This is a genomic window from Pantoea sp. X-Soil-ISGK-355 (assembly GCF_059730805.1).
This window is the reverse complement of record NZ_AP035971.1, coordinates 3,005,463-3,020,056: the sequence shown is the minus strand read 5'-3', so window position 1 is coordinate 3,020,056 and position 14,594 is coordinate 3,005,463. Positions and strand designations below refer to the sequence as shown.

14 protein-coding genes are annotated in these 14,594 nt (G+C 58.1%); 12 read left to right on the top strand and 2 right to left on the bottom strand.

Going from position 1 to position 14,594, the window contains the following annotated elements; translation table 11 throughout:
- Positions 1 to 111: 111 nt before the first annotated feature.
- From AC6I8J_RS13840 to AC6I8J_RS13810, 7 genes are all read left to right on the top strand, one after another.
- A complete protein-coding gene (locus AC6I8J_RS13840) occupies positions 112 to 1,134 on the top strand; it encodes a LacI family DNA-binding transcriptional regulator (RefSeq protein ID WP_497825482.1) in 1,023 nt (340 codons plus the stop codon).
- Positions 1,118 to 2,140, top strand: coding sequence for an ABC transporter substrate-binding protein (locus AC6I8J_RS13835; RefSeq protein WP_161736929.1), 1,023 nt, complete (start codon positions 1,118 to 1,120; stop codon positions 2,138 to 2,140). The genes AC6I8J_RS13840 and AC6I8J_RS13835 overlap by 17 nt, the downstream gene beginning before the upstream one ends.
- On the top strand, positions 2,140 to 3,015 hold the full coding sequence (locus AC6I8J_RS13830; protein ID WP_253419612.1) for an ABC transporter permease: 876 nt from the start codon (positions 2,140 to 2,142) through the stop codon (positions 3,013 to 3,015). The genes AC6I8J_RS13835 and AC6I8J_RS13830 overlap by 1 nt, the downstream gene beginning before the upstream one ends.
- Entirely contained in the window at positions 3,012 to 3,827 is an 816-nt protein-coding gene (locus tag AC6I8J_RS13825) for an ABC transporter permease (protein ID WP_497825481.1), read from the top strand. The genes AC6I8J_RS13830 and AC6I8J_RS13825 overlap by 4 nt, the downstream gene beginning before the upstream one ends.
- Complete coding sequence (locus AC6I8J_RS13820) at positions 3,824 to 4,807, top strand: ABC transporter ATP-binding protein (protein ID WP_161736926.1); 984 nt, start codon at positions 3,824 to 3,826, stop codon at positions 4,805 to 4,807. The genes AC6I8J_RS13825 and AC6I8J_RS13820 overlap by 4 nt, the downstream gene beginning before the upstream one ends.
- Before the next feature lie 10 nt (positions 4,808 to 4,817).
- A complete protein-coding gene (locus AC6I8J_RS13815) occupies positions 4,818 to 5,648 on the top strand; it encodes a phosphodiesterase (RefSeq protein ID WP_260059561.1) in 831 nt (276 codons plus the stop codon).
- 161 nt (positions 5,649 to 5,809) lie between these two features.
- On the top strand, positions 5,810 to 7,375 hold the full coding sequence (locus AC6I8J_RS13810) for a sensor domain-containing diguanylate cyclase (RefSeq protein WP_161736411.1): 1,566 nt from the start codon (positions 5,810 to 5,812) through the stop codon (positions 7,373 to 7,375).
- A gap of 94 nt (positions 7,376 to 7,469) precedes the next feature.
- Here AC6I8J_RS13810 and bcp read toward each other — a convergent pair whose 3' ends face one another.
- Both bcp and AC6I8J_RS13800 read right to left on the bottom strand, forming a co-directional pair.
- Entirely contained in the window at positions 7,470 to 7,937 is a 468-nt protein-coding gene (gene bcp, locus AC6I8J_RS13805; protein ID WP_010260016.1) for a thioredoxin-dependent thiol peroxidase, read from the bottom strand.
- Positions 7,938 to 8,088: 151 nt separating this feature from the next.
- Positions 8,089 to 8,670, bottom strand: coding sequence for a glycine cleavage system transcriptional repressor (locus AC6I8J_RS13800; protein ID WP_150012539.1), 582 nt, complete (start codon positions 8,668 to 8,670; stop codon positions 8,089 to 8,091).
- 143 nt (positions 8,671 to 8,813) lie between these two features.
- Here AC6I8J_RS13800 and dapA point away from each other — a divergent pair, with 143 nt between their 5' ends.
- The 5 genes from dapA (at position 8,814) to AC6I8J_RS13775 (ending at position 14,577) form a co-directional block, all read left to right on the top strand.
- Positions 8,814 to 9,692, top strand: a complete 879-nt coding sequence (gene dapA / locus AC6I8J_RS13795) for a 4-hydroxy-tetrahydrodipicolinate synthase (RefSeq protein ID WP_161736412.1) — start codon at positions 8,814 to 8,816, stop codon at positions 9,690 to 9,692.
- 14 nt (positions 9,693 to 9,706) lie between these two features.
- The gene (gene bamC, locus AC6I8J_RS13790) at positions 9,707 to 10,738 is read left to right on the top strand and encodes an outer membrane protein assembly factor BamC (protein WP_253419606.1); all 1,032 of its coding nucleotides are present in this window, start codon (positions 9,707 to 9,709) and stop codon (positions 10,736 to 10,738) included.
- A 145-nt stretch (positions 10,739 to 10,883) separates the two neighbouring features.
- A complete protein-coding gene (purC, locus tag AC6I8J_RS13785; RefSeq protein ID WP_010260002.1) occupies positions 10,884 to 11,597 on the top strand; it encodes a phosphoribosylaminoimidazolesuccinocarboxamide synthase in 714 nt (237 codons plus the stop codon).
- Between the two features lie 140 nt (positions 11,598 to 11,737).
- Positions 11,738 to 12,604 carry a KPN_02809 family neutral zinc metallopeptidase gene (ypfJ, locus tag AC6I8J_RS13780; RefSeq protein WP_161736414.1) on the top strand — a complete coding sequence of 289 codons (867 nt, stop codon included), beginning with the start codon at positions 11,738 to 11,740 and terminating at the stop codon, positions 12,602 to 12,604.
- Entirely contained in the window at positions 12,604 to 14,577 is a 1,974-nt protein-coding gene (locus tag AC6I8J_RS13775) for a tRNA(Met) cytidine acetyltransferase TmcA (protein WP_497825645.1), read from the top strand. Before ypfJ ends, AC6I8J_RS13775 begins: the two co-directional genes overlap by 1 nt.
- The last annotated feature ends 17 nt before the right edge of the window (positions 14,578 to 14,594 follow it).

The window sequence follows — 14,594 nt, the reverse complement described above, 5'->3', positions numbered from 1 at the left end:
CGTCACTGCCGCTGTCACCTGCCAGTCAGATTCCTGTGATACGCCTGTCATATAACGCCGCTAGTTTACATCGCAATGAGATCGATCTCATTGACGATAAACGAGGCAGTCATGACCGATTTAATCAGCGTAGCCAGACTGGCAGGGGTTTCCCGCGCAACCGCGGCGCGCGCCTTTTCTGATCCCCATCTGCTCAAACCTGGCACGCTGCAAAAGGTGCTTGCCGCCTCAGAGCAGATGGGCTTTCGCCCGAATCATATTGCCCGTCAGCTCCGTACCCAACACTCCACCACGCTTGGCGTTCTGCTGCCTTCACTGCTCAATCCGGTTTTTGCCCTGCAATTGCAGGCGATGGAGCAGCAGGCCCGGCAGGCTGGGTATGCGCTGCTGGTGGCAACCAGTGATTATCAGCCTGAGCGGGAAGCGGCTATTGTCGAACATATGCTGCACCAGCGTGTCGCCGGTCTGGTACTGACCGTGGCAGACGCCGACCGCAGTGCGCTGCTGACGACGCTGGCGACCGCGAAAATGCCTTTCGTACTGACCCACAACGTGCCGCAACAGCACGACTGGCCCGCACTGTGCGTCGACAATCGTAAAGCGATGACGGAAGCGACCGCCCATCTTATCTCGCTCGGCCACCGCCACATCGTGATGGCCGCTGGCCCGATGCAGCAATCTGACCGTGCGCGTCTGCGCTACCTCGGCTACTGCGAAGCCATGCAGCAGGCGGGTCTGACGCCGCGGGCAATGATTGAGATGCCCAGCCATATTCAGTCCGACTTCCGGCGGCTGCTGCCATTGATGAATGCCCCTTCGCCGCTGACTGCAGTGATTTGCAGTAACGATCTGCTGGCTATCAGCCTGCTGGGGGCTGCTGCGCGTGCCGGTGTCAGCGTACCGAATCAATTGTCAGTCATCGGCTTCGACGGCATTGAGCTGGGTGAACAGCTTTCACCGTCACTGGCCAGCGTGGTTCAGCCGATTGCGCTGATGGGCACGCGCGCCATCGATCTGCTTCTGAATCCGGCCGGTAAGATCCCCTTGTTGGCCCATCATTTACGGCTCGGGGAGAGTATCGCCCCGGCATTTCATGGCTCTTCTTCAGGGAAACATCATGTCACTCACCGTTAATATCAAACAGATCGTCAGTGCTGCGCTGCTTGCCGGTTGCTCGCTAACCAGTTCGTGGGCGCAGGCGGCGGAAAATGCTATCTGCTACAACTGCCCGCCAGAGTGGGCCGACTGGGCCACGCAGCTCCAGGCGATTGAAAAAGCGACCGGCATTCATGTGCCGCAGGATAATAAAAATTCGGGGCAGGCGCTGGCGCAGCTGGTGGCGGAGAAAAACAATCCGGTCGCCGACGTGGTCTATTACGGCGTCAGCTTTGGTATTCAGGCTGTTAGTGCCGACGTGGTCAGCGCTTACAAACCCGCTAACTGGGATCAGATCCCGGCAGGCATGAAGGATCCGAATGGCAGGTGGGTGGCGCTGCACTCCGGCACCGTGGGGTTTATGGTCAATGTTGATGCGCTGGGTGGCGTGCCGGTGCCGCGTTCCTGGGATGATCTGCTGAAGCCGGAATATAAAGGTATGGTGGGATATCTGGATCCGGCCAGTGCTTTTGTGGGCTACGTCGCGGCCGTAGCAGTCAATCAGGCCAAAGGCGGCAGCCTGCATGACTTCACCCCGGCGATTAACTGGTTTAAGGCGCTGCAGCGCAACCAGCCGATTGTGCCTAAGCAGACCGCCTATGCGCGACTGATTTCAGGCGAAATCCCGATTCTGATCGATTATGACTTCAACGCCTATCGCGCCCGCTACAAAGATCACGCCAACGTCGGGTTTGTCATCCCGAGCGAGGGAACGGTTACGGTGCCGTACGTTATCAGCCTGGTGAAGAACGCGCCGCATCCGGCAAACGGTAAGAAAGTGATTGATTTCGTGCTGTCAGATGCCGGTCAGGCGATCTGGGCCAATGCCTGGCTGCGTCCGGTGCGGGCTGGGGCGATGTCAGCCGAGGCGAAGAAATATTTCCTGCCTGACAGCGATTATGCGCGTGCCCATACGGTCGATTATCAGCAGATGGCCGATGCGCAGAAAGGCTTCTCCGCCCGCTATCTGAGCGAGATCCGCTGATGTCACTCTCAGAAATCAATCCGTTTGCTGCTGGCGACTCAGTTCGCCACCGCCTTCGGCCGCTGGGGGCAAACTGGCCGTGGATGCTGCTGCCTGCGCTGCTGTTCTTTACTGCCTTCTGGCTATTGCCGTTTGCTCGTCTGTTACAGATCGGTATGACGGAGGATCGCACGACTCACCACAGCGGCTACTGGACGGTAATCAGCCAGCCGCAGTATCTGCAAAGCCTGCTGAATACCGTGCTGCTCTCGGCGGCGGTTACACTGGTGACGCTGCTGATTGCTGCGGTGGTGGGCTGCTTTCTGGCACGCCAGCGCTTTACCGGGCGCGGCATGCTGCTGGCGCTGCTGACCTTTCCGCTGGCCTTTCCGGGCGTGGTGGTGGGATTTCTGATGGTGATGCTGGCGGGGCGTCAGGGTGTTCTGGCGCAACTCAGCCTCAGCCTGTTTCATGAGCGCTGGGTTTTCGCCTATTCGCTCAGTGGCTTATTTATTGGCTATCTCTATTTTTCGCTGCCGCGCGCCATCGTGACGCTGGTGGCGGCCAGTGAAAAGCTGGACTGTTCACTGGAAGAGGCCGCCCGTTCGCTGGGGGCCAGCCAGTGGCGCATCATCGTCGACGTCATCATGCCAGGGCTGAAACCGGCGCTGTTCTCCTGTGGCGCGCTCTGTTTCGCCACCAGCATGGGGGCGTTTGGTACCGCATTTACCCTGGGCACAGAGCTGGCGGTGCTGCCGCTGACTATTTACGGCGAGTTCACCAATTACGCCAACTTTGCCACCGCAGCGGCGCTCTCGGTGGTGATGGGCGCGGTGGCCTGGCTGGCGCTGATGCTGGCTAATGGGCTTGCCCGTCGCAGGGAGCGTTCATCATGAAGCGCCGGGCTCTGTTCTGGCTGCAGGTGGCGATCACCAGCCTCACCGCGCTGTTTATGATCGTGCCGATCGTGCTCTCAATGCTGGCGGGCGTCACGCAGAACTATTTCGCGGGTCTGCGCAGCGGCCTGACGCTGAAGTGGGTGGAACTGGTGTGGCAGATGTATGCCGACACCTTCTGGCTGTCGCTGCTGATTGCGCTGAGCTGTCTGGCGGTGACGGTCATCGTGGGTGTACCCGCCGCCTGGGGCTTACTGAAGTCACCGTCGCGCTGGGCCTCACGCATCGAAGAGTGTCTGATGCTGCCGGTCGCGTTGCCGGGCCTGGCTACCGCGCTGGGGATCATTCTGCTTTATGGTCAGTTCAGCGCGTTGCGCGACAGCTGGCTCTTCATCCTGATCGGCCATGTGCTCTTTACACTGCCCTTTATGATCCGACCGGTGCTGTCGGTAATGCAGGCGATTGATCTGCCGCGTCTGGAAGAGGCCGCCGCCAGCCTGGGGGCGGGTTTCTGGCGTCGCTTTTTTACCGTGATCGTCCCGAACTGTCGCAACGGCATTCTGGCGGGCGCGTTTATGGTGATCACGCTGTCGGTAGGGGAGTTCAATATCACATGGATGCTGCACACGCCCCTGACCAAAACCCTGCCGGTCGGGCTGGCCGACAGCTACACCTCGATGCGGCTGGAAGTTGGATCCGCCTACACCCTGATTTTTATCATGATGATTTTACCGCTGCTGCTGTTGCTCAACGCCTGTAATCACTGGCTGGAACGGCAATCAGCGCGGCAGCAGAGAGAGGAAACCTTATGAAAGAGGCTATCAACGTGACGCTGCGCCACTGCTCGCGTCGCTTCAATCAGCAGGTCGCGCTGCATCCGCTCGATTTGCGGGTTCACGCCGGTGAAACGCTGGTGCTGCTGGGGCCGTCGGGCTGCGGTAAAACCACGCTGCTGCGTATCATCAGCGGTCTGGAAAGCAGCGATCCACCGGGTGAGATCTGGTTTGATAAGCGTAACGTCACCGCGCTACCGATTGAGAAACGCAATGTCGGCATGGTGTTCCAGAACTACGCGCTGTTCCCGACGCTCAACGTGGCGCAGAACGTCGCCTATGGCCTGAAGGTGCAGGGCGTGCCGCGTGCTGAGCGTGAGGCGCGGGTGGCAGAGATGCTGGCGCTGGTTGATCTGACCCCTCTGGCACATCGCGCGATTGATAAGTTGTCCGGCGGGCAGAAGCAGCGTGTGGCCCTGGCTCGCGCGCTGGCCGCCCGGCCTAAAGTGCTGCTGTTTGATGAGCCGCTGGCGGCGCTTGATGCCAGGCTACGCGATCGACTGCGGCTGGAGATCGGTGCGCTGCTCAAACGGCTGGCGATCACCGCCGTTTACGTCACGCACGATCAGCAGGAGGCGATGGCGCTGGGCGATCGCATCGCGGTGATGGAGCAGGGCCGCCTGGTGCAGCTCGATACGCCGCAGGGCATTTATCAGCGCCCGGCTTCGCGCTTTGTGGCCGATTTTGTGGGGGCCATTAACTGCATTGCGCACGATCCCACGGGTCAGCCCCTGCGTTTTTGCCGCCCGGAAGATGTACTGCTGGCCGACGACACGCGTTATCCGCAGCGCGGCGTAGTGGTGGGCAGCACGTTTCTCGGCGCTTCGCAGCGCTTACTGATCGATATCGGGCTGGATAGCCCCATTCAGGTAGAACGTCATGCGCGCGAAATCTGGCAGGCCGGGCAGCGCATCAGCTGGTCGCTGACCAGTCAGGCCGCGCTGGAATTCAGTTGCTAAGGAGTCTGTTGTGTCAGTTCAACCCACAGTGATCGCCCAAATCAGCGATCTGCATATCAAGGCCAATGGCCGCCTCTCGTACAAACAGGTCGATACCCATGCGGCATTGTTGCAGGTGATCGACACCCTTAATGCGCTGCAGCCGCGGCCAGATGTGGTGGTGATGACCGGCGACCTGGTCGATTTTGGCAGGCCTGAAGAGTACCAGACACTGCGGGAAGCTTTGCAACGCCTGCGATTGCCATTTTACCTGATGGCGGGCAATCACGACGACCGCGAGGCGCTGCGTGCTGCTTTCCCGGATCACACCTATCTGCAGGCGGGACCCACCCTGAACTGGCAGCTTTGCGTCGGCGGCGTCAGGCTGCTGGCGCTGGACTCCAGCGTGCCGCAACAGCCATGGGGTGAGCTGGACGAACACCAGTTGCAATGGCTGGATCAGGCACTGAGCGCGGCTGCCGAACAGCCCACGCTGGTGATGCTGCATCATCCTCCTTTTGCCTGCGGCATTGCCCATATGGACCGGCAACGGTTACGTCATCCGGAGGCCCTTGAGGCGATCATTGCCCGCCATCCGCAGGTTGAGCGGGTGTTATGCGGTCATCTGCATCGCAGTCTGCAGACCCGCTTTGCCGGCACGCTGGCCTGTGTTGCGCCGGGCGTATCGCATCAGGTGGCGCTGGATCTGCATCCCAGAGGGCCGGCTCACTTTATTCTGGAGCCGCCCGGCTTTTTGCTTCATTGCTGGCAACCCGGCCAGGGACTGGTCACGCATCAGTGTGCGATTGGCCGCTTTTCGGGACCCTGGCCTTTTTACGATAGTCAGGGATTAATCGATTAGTGCCAGTCAAACCTGGATTCTCAGGCGTGAAATTTGTCTTAATGCTGCTCAAAAATGCCGACACCGTGTAGACTTAAACCCGGATATCAGGGCTTCTGGCACACATTAAAAAAATAATCAGGCATTGACGACATGACATTTATCTCCAGGGCGGCGACGCCATGCTAAAGCTCTTTCGGCCCAAGGCCGATTTGCGCAATCTGATCGCCCTGCTGGTGATTGTCAGCATTGTTATCACGCTCGCGAATACGCTTTATGCCACCTGGCGGGTTCAGCGCCAGGTGCTGATTGACACCACGCTTGAGGCCAACCGGGCCTATGCCGCCAAGCTGGCCTCAACCAGTGAGATTTTCTTTCAGCTGGCGCAGTCACAGCTGCACTACAGCGCAAATCAGCTCAGCCGCGACTTTAATAATGAGGCGCTGCTGGAAAGCGAAGTCAGCCGCCTGCGCGAGCAGACCAGCAGTTTCAACTCAGTGGCGATAGTGGATGCGCAGGGCGTGATCAAAGCGATTTCGCCTGAGTCGTTGCCCCTGAAAGGCATGCACCTGACCAGCGACGCCTCACGGGAAGCGCTGACCCTGCGCCAGCCAGGCATCAGTAAACCCACCCTTTCTGCCGCCAACAATTTGCTGGTGTTTGTCTCCTGGCCTGTCTGGAGTGCCGATGGCGACTATCTGGGCTACATCGGCGGCACCATCTATCTGAAGAAAAAAAGCATTCTGAATGCGCTGCTGGGTGAGCAGTTTTACCGGGATGGCACTACGGTCTATGTGCTCGACAGCAATAATGAAGTGTTGTATCACCCGAACCGGCAACTGGTGGGTAAAACGCTGCCGGCCATCGTCAGTCCACGCGATGAGCAGACCAATGGCTCGCTGATGCTTGCCGGTCCGGGTGAGTCAGCTCAGCTGGCGGGCTTTGCGATCGTGCCGACTACCGGCTGGACGGTGGTGGCGCTCAAGCCGATTAACGTCACGCTGGATCCGCTGTCGGGCCTGTTAATAAAAGTCCTGACAAACTCGGTGCCGTTTGCGCTGCTGACTCTGCTGGTAGCCGTGGTTCTGGCGCGGCTGATAGCCCGACCACTCTTCCAACTGGCCCGCAAAGCCAGCCGGATGGATGCGCAGGGGGTATCAAAAGAGATTGGTGGCATCACCGCCTGGTATTTTGAGGCGGCTCAGGTCAAACGTGCACTGCTCACTGGTATTAGTCTGGTGCAGGACAAGATTGGCCGTCTTAGCTCGGAAGCGCAGACCGATCCGCTGACCCAGTTGCTCAATCGCCGTGGTCTGAACGCGGTGCTGGAGTATTACCGTACGCTGCGCCAGCCTTTCTCGGTGCTGGCTCTGGATATCGACCACTTCAAAAACGTCAACGACAGCTGGGGTCATGATGTCGGTGACCGGGTGATTCAACAGGTGGCGAGCACGCTGCGTGCCAGCGCCCGTCAGTCTGATGTGGTGTGTCGCAACGGCGGAGAGGAGTTTCTGATGCTGCTGCCGGGCACGGCCCTGGATGAGGCACAGATCATCGCAGAGCGCGTACGGCTGGGTATTGCCGAAGCCTGGCTTACGGATGTAGGACGAATTACCTTGTCTATTGGCGTTGCGGCGTGGAATGGCACCCAGGATACCGGGCTGGAAACGAGTCTGAAACAGGCGGATGCGGCGCTCTACGCGGCGAAAAATGCCGGGCGAAACTGCGTTATCGTAGCCGCAGCTTAATCACACAAATAGCGGATATTTTTTTACGGCAGGGAAGCGTGAAAGGAAAGAAGATAAGCAGGGCGCGGTGGTCGGGCTACCGCGCCCCTCAACATCAGGCTGACTTAACGTAATCCAGCACCATGTCGTGGTGATTCGAGGTCTTAAAGTTATCAAACACTTTCTCAATCCTGCCTTCAGCGTCAATCAGGAAGCTGATGCGATGAATGCCGTCATAGGTTTTCCCCATAAAGGTTTTTTCACCCCAGACGCCAAACGCCTGGCAGACTTCATGATTTTCATCTGACAGCAGTGTGAAGTTCAGCAGCTCTTTTTCGACAAACTTTGACAGTTTTTCCGGTTTGTCAGTGCTGATACCCAGGACTTCCACGCCCGCTTTTTTCAACTCATCCATGTTGTCACGCAGACCGCACGCCTGCACGGTACAGCCTGGCGTCATCGCTTTCGGGTAGAAGTACACCAGAACGCGCTGTCCCTGGAAGTCGGTCAGATTCACGTGTTCGCCGTCCTGGTCGGGCAGGCTAAATGCAGGTGCAGTATCTCCGGCTTTCAGTGGATTCATCACATCTCTCCATTTTCTTATTCAGGCTGTGGGTAATACACCATCCGGGCCGAAACGACCAGAGGGAACATTACCATCAGGGGGTATTTCACCACATAGCCGATCACGCGTCAGGCATGTGGAGAAATAGCTCCGGTTTATTAACTAAAGCTTAGCGTACCGCGCTGACAGATTCGCTGCTGTCGGCGTCAGACACACTGTAGAGACGCAGCGTTCCCTGCGCATTCAGCTCCTGACACAGGGTATTAAAAGCCTGCTCAAAAGTGGTGCCACTGGTTCGTGTCGGACTGTGGGCGGTCATTTGAATATAGAGCGTTGGTGGCAAATTGTGTTGCGCGGGTGTGATACGCGACACCAGTTCGGCCACATTCATCTGATGCTTATCAATAAGATCGGTAAAGCGTTCAATAATATGCGGCGAGTCGGCCACTTCCACCTGAATGAACGCGGTATCGGGCATCGGCGGACGAACCCCGGCGTTGGTGCGCTTCATGACGATAAGCAGCTCCAGCTCTGCGCCTTTCAGCGGCAGCGTCGATTCAATCAGCGTAATTGCGTTCCAGCTGCCCGACAGCAGCATGATAAAGGTGAACTCATCCCCAAGCATGGCAAGACGGCTATCTTCAATATTGCAACCGCAGCTGCTGACGTGTCGGGTAATCGTATTGACGATACCCGGCCGGTCAACACCGAGCGCGGTGATCACCAGATGATGGGGCTGAGATTGCGGCAAAATGGCTTTTCCTCTGCTTTCGCTAATAACCATAAGGTAAACATAAAAAAAACTGCTGACAAGCGCGGGAATGGCGTGGCTTGCTTGCTTTTCCCTAAGTGTAAAACGTACCATGAAGCACTTGTTTGTCGAGGGGATCGCCAATGTTTACGGGAAGTATTGTTGCACTCGTTACGCCAATGGATGACAGCGGTAATGTCTGCCGGTTGAGTCTGAAAAAACTGATTGATTATCACGTCGCCAGCGGCACCGCGGCGATCGTTTCCGTCGGCACCACAGGCGAATCTGCAACCCTGAGCCATGAAGAACATGGTGATGTGGTGATGCTGACCCTGGAACTGGCCGATGGCCGTATTCCGGTGATTGCCGGAACCGGTGCAAATGCCACCGCTGAAGGCATCTCTCTGACGAAGCGTTTTGAAAATTCCGGCGTAGTGGGTTGCCTGACCGTGACGCCTTATTACAATCGTCCGACGCAGGAAGGGCTGTTCCAGCACTTTAAAGCGATTGCGAATAGCACCAGCCTGCCGCAGATGCTGTATAACGTTCCCTCGCGTACCGGTTGTGACATGCTGCCGGAAACCGTTGCCCGCCTGGCCGAAATTAAAAATATTATCGGAATCAAAGAGGCAACCGGGAACTTATCGCGGGTTAGTCAGATCCAAGAGCTGGTTAATGAAGACTTTATTCTGGTGAGTGGCGATGACGCGACTGCGCTGGACTTTATGCAACTGGGCGGCAAAGGCGTCATTTCGGTGACCGCAAATGTGGCTGCACGTGAGATGGTCGAGCTGTGTCAACTCGCACAGCAGGGCAATTTCGTTGAGGCACGCCGCCTGAATCAGCGTCTGATGCACCTGCACCAGACGCTTTTCTGTGAACCCAATCCTATCCCGGTGAAATGGGCTGCGAAACAGCTAGGATTAATCGCTAACGACACGCTGCGTCTGCCAATGACGCCACTGACTGCAGCCGGCCAGCCGAAAGTGGAGCAGGCGCTGGTGAAAGCGGGTTTGCGATAATTTAGGGAGTTTGAATGAATTACTCAGTAAAGCGGTCAACAGTAGCCACAGTAGTCGGGCTTTCTACTCTGATGCTGTTGTCGGCCTGTTCAAGCGATCAGCGTTATAAGCGCCAGGTCAGCGGTGACGAATCTTATCTTGAAGCCAGCCAGTTAAGTGAACTGAAAGCACCAGCCGGTATGATCCTGCCGGTTCAGCGTGGTGACTATGATGTGCCGCGCACCAGCAGCCAGGCACCAACCGGCAAGCAGCTCGACATCCGTCCGCCAGCCCAGCCGCTGGCGCTGATGAACGGGACCCGCGCGCAGTTCAGCAACAATACCGGTGCGCTGATGATCGACAACAGCCGCGGTTCAGTCTGGTCACGGGTCGTTAACGTCGTTGAGTCAAACAAATTCCCGATTGCTTCACGTAACGATGCCGGTCAGCAGCTGACGACCGACTGGGTGCAGTGGAACCGTGCTGATGAAGATCAGCAGTATCGTGGCCGCTATCAGATCAGCGTGCAGTCGCAGAGCTATCAGCAGCAGCTTACCGTGCGCCTGCTGGAGCTGCAGCAGGATGGTAAAACCATTACGTCGCCTGTGCAGATCCAGCGTTACACCGCGCAGATGATGAATGAAATCAGCAGCGGTCTGGACAAAATTGATACCGCCAGTGAAAACGCGGCATCAGGTCGGGTAAGTGGTGCTATTGATGTGCAGAGCGGCGCAGATGACACCGGTCTGCCCATGCTGATTCTGCGTACGCCATACAATGTGGCATGGCAGCGTTTACCAGATGCGATGAAACGCGTTGGAATGGAAGTGACCGATACCACCCGCTCAACCGGCAGTATGAAGGTGACTTACAAGTCACCGGGCAGCAGCGACTGGGATTCAGTGGGTGCAAAAGATCCGGAATTACCAAACGGTGATTACAAAGTGCAGGTCGGCGATCTCGACAACCGCACCAGCCTGCAATTCATCGACCCGAAAGGGCATGTGCTGACCCAGTCGCAGAACGATGCGCTGGTGGCCGTGTTCCAGGCGGCGCTGAACAAATAAAGTTGCCTCAGGCCGGAGATTCTCCGGCCTTTTTATTTTGTTTTTGGCATACTAGCGCGCGGCGAAGTAAACGATTGCGTCAAGGCAATCGCCGCAGCGGCACTGGTCGCTGAACACCCGTTATTTCAAGTCTGGAGTGAACAAGATGCAAAAGCGAGCTGAGTTGTATCGCGGTAAAGCGAAAACTGTATATAGCACCGATAACCCGGATCTGCTGATACTCGAATTCCGCAACGATACGTCAGCAGGTGATGGTGCCCGAATCGAGCAGTTTGATCGCAAAGGAATGGTTAACAACAAGTTTAACCACTTCATTATGACCAAATTGCAGGAAGCAGGTATCCCGACCCAGATGGAAGCGCTGCTGTCCGATACCGAAGCGCTGGTGAAGAAGCTGGAGATGGTGCCGGTTGAGTGCGTGGTGCGTAACCGTGCCGCAGGCTCGCTGGTAAAGCGTCTGGGCGTGGAAGAGGGCATTGTGCTCAATCCGCCGCTGTTTGATCTTTTCCTGAAAGATGATGCAAAACACGACCCGATGGTCAACGAATCTTACTGCGAAACCTTTGGCTGGGTCAGCAAACAGAACCTGGCGCGGATGCAGGAGCTGACCTTTAAAGCCAACGAGGTGCTGAGCAAACTGTTCGACGATGCGGGCCTGATTCTGGTCGACTTCAAACTGGAATTTGGTCTGTTTAACGGCGAAGTGACGCTGGGCGATGAGTTTTCGCCAGACGGTGCACGCCTGTGGGATAAAGAGACGCTGGATAAAATGGACAAAGACCGTTTCCGTCAGAGCCTTGGCGGCGTGGTTGAAGCCTATGAAGCCGTGGCACAGCGGCTTGGTGTGAAACTCGACTGAGTTTGCCTGCAGCGCAGAAAGAAAGCACACAGAACAAGGAGAGCCCCGGCTCTCCTTTTTTCATTTCAGGGTAAAGCTGGTGATTGCCCCGTCACACAACTAAAATCATGCCATCTGAAAAATGACTGAGGGAATACAGCATGCGCTGGCAAGGGCGTCGCGAAAGCGACAATGTAGAGGACCGTCGCGATCAATCGTCCGGTTTAGGTGGCGGAGGCCGCCAGATTCGTCTGCCGCGTGGCAAAGGCGGTATCGTATTGCTGATCGTGGTGGCAGTCGCCGGTTATTACGGATATGACCTGACCGGACTGCTGACGGGGGGGGACGTCGCACCGACCAGCCAGCAGCAACAGCGCAGCGTCAGTGCCAATGATGACGAGGCCGCGAAATTCACGAAAGTGATCCTGGCTACAACGGAAGACACCTGGGGCAAACTGTTCCAGCAGATGAACAAACAGTATGTGGCGCCGAAGCTGGTGATGTATCGCGGTGCAACCCGCACCGGCTGCGGAACCGGACAGTCTGTGATGGGACCGTTCTACTGTCCTGCCGATCAGACCGTCTACATCGACCTCTCTTTCTATGACGAGATGAAAACTAAGCTGGGTGCTGGCGGTGACTTCGCCCAGGGCTACGTCGTCGCGCATGAAGTTGGCCATCATGTCCAGAAACTGCTGGGCATTGAGCCGAAAGTGCGTGAAATGCAGCAGGGTGCCAGCGAGAAGCAGGTGAATCAGCTCTCCGTCAAAATGGAACTGCAGGCGGACTGTTTTGCGGGTGTCTGGGGACACTATATGCAGAAGGAAAACGTTCTTGAAGCAGGCGATCTGCAGGAAGCGCTGAATGCCGCTGAGGCGATTGGCGATGACCGTCTGCAGCAGAAAGGTCAGGGCCGCGTCGTGCCGGACAGCTTCACCCACGGTACTTCTGAGCAGCGCTACACCTGGTTTAAGCGCGGGTTTGATGGTGGCGATCCAGGACAGTGCAACACCTTCGCCAGCAACTGATGAACCCAACGCAGCTTATGCAACAGGCCGGTGTGCGTCGTCTGGCAGTCATCAGCGGCGACCCGGCCTGGTGCTTAGATCGGGCTGCGGCGTGGCGTGGAGCGCTGCCAGGCGACTGGCTGGCGCTGAGTCCGGCGCCACTATTTTCTGCTTCATCTGACGAGTCAGCTCTGCACAGGCCGCCTGGCGCGGTACGCACGCTGCTGGGACGCGAGTTCCATCATGCGATATTCGATGCACGCCAGGGCTTTCATGCCGAGGCTTTCGCTGCGCTGGCCGGTACGCTGACCGCCGGTAGCTGGCTGCTGCTGCTGGTGCCGCCCTGGCAAGCGTGGCCGCAACAGCCTGACAGCGACAGCCTGCGCTGGGCGGACGTCGCTGAACCCATCTCAACCCCTCTTTTTGTTCACCACCTGCAACAGCTGATCCTGGCGGATGACCAGGTGCTGCTGGAGCGGCAGCATCAGCCCTGCCGTTTTCCGGCGCAGCCGGACTGGCCGCAGTGGCACTGTCAGGCACCACAGCAGCAGCAGGCGATCCTCGATAAGCTGATCGCGCTGCCCTCGGGTATCGCCGTACTGACCGCTGCCCGTGGACGGGGTAAATCGGCGCTGGCGGGAATGCTGGCCCGGCAAAACAGACATTGCCTGGTGACGGCACCGGCCAAAGCCTCAACAGAGGTGCTGGCTGCTTTTGCCGCTGAGCATTTTCACTTTATGGCACCTGATGCACTGCTGGCGCAGGAGACGCCGCCACCGGCGGAGTGGCTGATTGTGGATGAAGCCGCGGCGATCCCGGCCCCGCTGCTGCAGGCGCTGGTCAGCCGCTATCCCCGCATATTGCTCACCACCACCGTTCAGGGCTATGAAGGCAGCGGGCGCGGCTTTATCCTTAAATTCTGCGCCGGGCTTACCGGGGTTCACTATTTCACACTGGATGAGCCGCTACGCTGGTCGCGTTTTGATCCGCTGGAGCAGTGGCTGAATCAGGCGCTGCTGTTTGACGATGCCCGCTCCAGTGCGCCTGATACTCTGGTAACACCGCATCGTGTTGAACGTCACGATTTCAGCGCGCTTGAAGCCGCTTACCGTCTGCTCACCAGCGCGCACTATCGCACGTCGCCGCTTGATCTGCGCCGCCTGCTGGATGCACCAGGTATGCAGCTGTGGCGGGCGGGCAATGCACCTGCGTTACAGGGCGCGCTCTGGCTGGTGGAGGAGGGCGGTCTTGAACCTGAGCTGGCGCAGGCGGTCTGGGCGGGCATCCGGCGACCGCGCGGCAATCTGGTTGCGCAGTCGCTGGCAGCCCACGCCGGTCTGGCTGAGGCGGCAACCCTGCGCTCGCAGCGCATCAGCCGGATTGCCGTGGCGGCGGAGAGCCGTCGTCGGGGAACCGGACAGCAGCTTGTTGCGGCGGCGGTTAATGCGGCTGCCGATCACGACTACCTCTCTGTCAGCTTCGGCTACACTGAATCACTCTGGGCGTTCTGGCGTGCCTGTGGCTTTGCTCTGGTGCGGATTGGCAGTCAGCGCGAAGCCAGCAGCGGCTGTTACGCGGCGATGGCCATATTGCCCTGTTCTGCTGCGGGTGAGGCACTGACGCGCCGGGCAGCAGAACAGCTGGCGCGTGACTGGCCGCGATTGCAACAGCATATCGCGCTGGAACTGCAGTTTGATAAGACCACAGATGATGGATTGATCGCTCAGGATAACCATCTGGCCATCGGTTTCGCCTGGGCGCAGCGGCCACTGGAGGCGAGCCTGCCGGTATTGCAGCGCCTGGTTGAGTCCAGTGCCGTCTCCGTACCGCTGCTGGCCTCCGCGGTTGCTGCACCTGATGCGCTAAGCGACCTGGCCCGGCAGGCGGGCTTAAGCGGCCGCAAAGCGCTGATAGCTAAGCTACGTCAGCAGGCGGCTTCAGCCCTCGAAAGCCTGGGCGTTACTGCTGACGCGCTGCATCTGCCGTTGAAATAATTCGACCAGCTGGTTCA

Bases quoted from the DNA above. Each gene is read 5' to 3' on its own strand.
- AC6I8J_RS13840 (WP_497825482.1), top strand. From the start codon at position 112: ATGACCGATTTAATCAGCGTAGCCAGACTGGCAGGGGTTTCCCGCGCA.
- AC6I8J_RS13835 (WP_161736929.1), top strand. From the start codon at position 1,118: ATGTCACTCACCGTTAATATCAAACAGATCGTCAGTGCTGCGCTGCTT.
- AC6I8J_RS13830 (WP_253419612.1), top strand. From the start codon at position 2,140: ATGTCACTCTCAGAAATCAATCCGTTTGCTGCTGGCGACTCAGTTCGC.
- AC6I8J_RS13825 (WP_497825481.1), top strand. From the start codon at position 3,012: ATGAAGCGCCGGGCTCTGTTCTGGCTGCAGGTGGCGATCACCAGCCTC.
- AC6I8J_RS13820 (WP_161736926.1), top strand. From the start codon at position 3,824: ATGAAAGAGGCTATCAACGTGACGCTGCGCCACTGCTCGCGTCGCTTC.
- AC6I8J_RS13810 (WP_161736411.1), top strand. From the start codon at position 5,810: ATGCTAAAGCTCTTTCGGCCCAAGGCCGATTTGCGCAATCTGATCGCC.
- bcp (WP_010260016.1), bottom strand. From the start codon at position 7,937: ATGAATCCACTGAAAGCCGGAGATACTGCACCTGCATTTAGCCTGCCC.
- dapA (WP_161736412.1), top strand. From the start codon at position 8,814: ATGTTTACGGGAAGTATTGTTGCACTCGTTACGCCAATGGATGACAGC.
- bamC (WP_253419606.1), top strand. From the start codon at position 9,707: ATGAATTACTCAGTAAAGCGGTCAACAGTAGCCACAGTAGTCGGGCTT.
- purC (WP_010260002.1), top strand. From the start codon at position 10,884: ATGCAAAAGCGAGCTGAGTTGTATCGCGGTAAAGCGAAAACTGTATAT.
- ypfJ (WP_161736414.1), top strand. From the start codon at position 11,738: ATGCGCTGGCAAGGGCGTCGCGAAAGCGACAATGTAGAGGACCGTCGC.
- AC6I8J_RS13775 (WP_497825645.1), top strand. From the start codon at position 12,604: ATGAACCCAACGCAGCTTATGCAACAGGCCGGTGTGCGTCGTCTGGCA.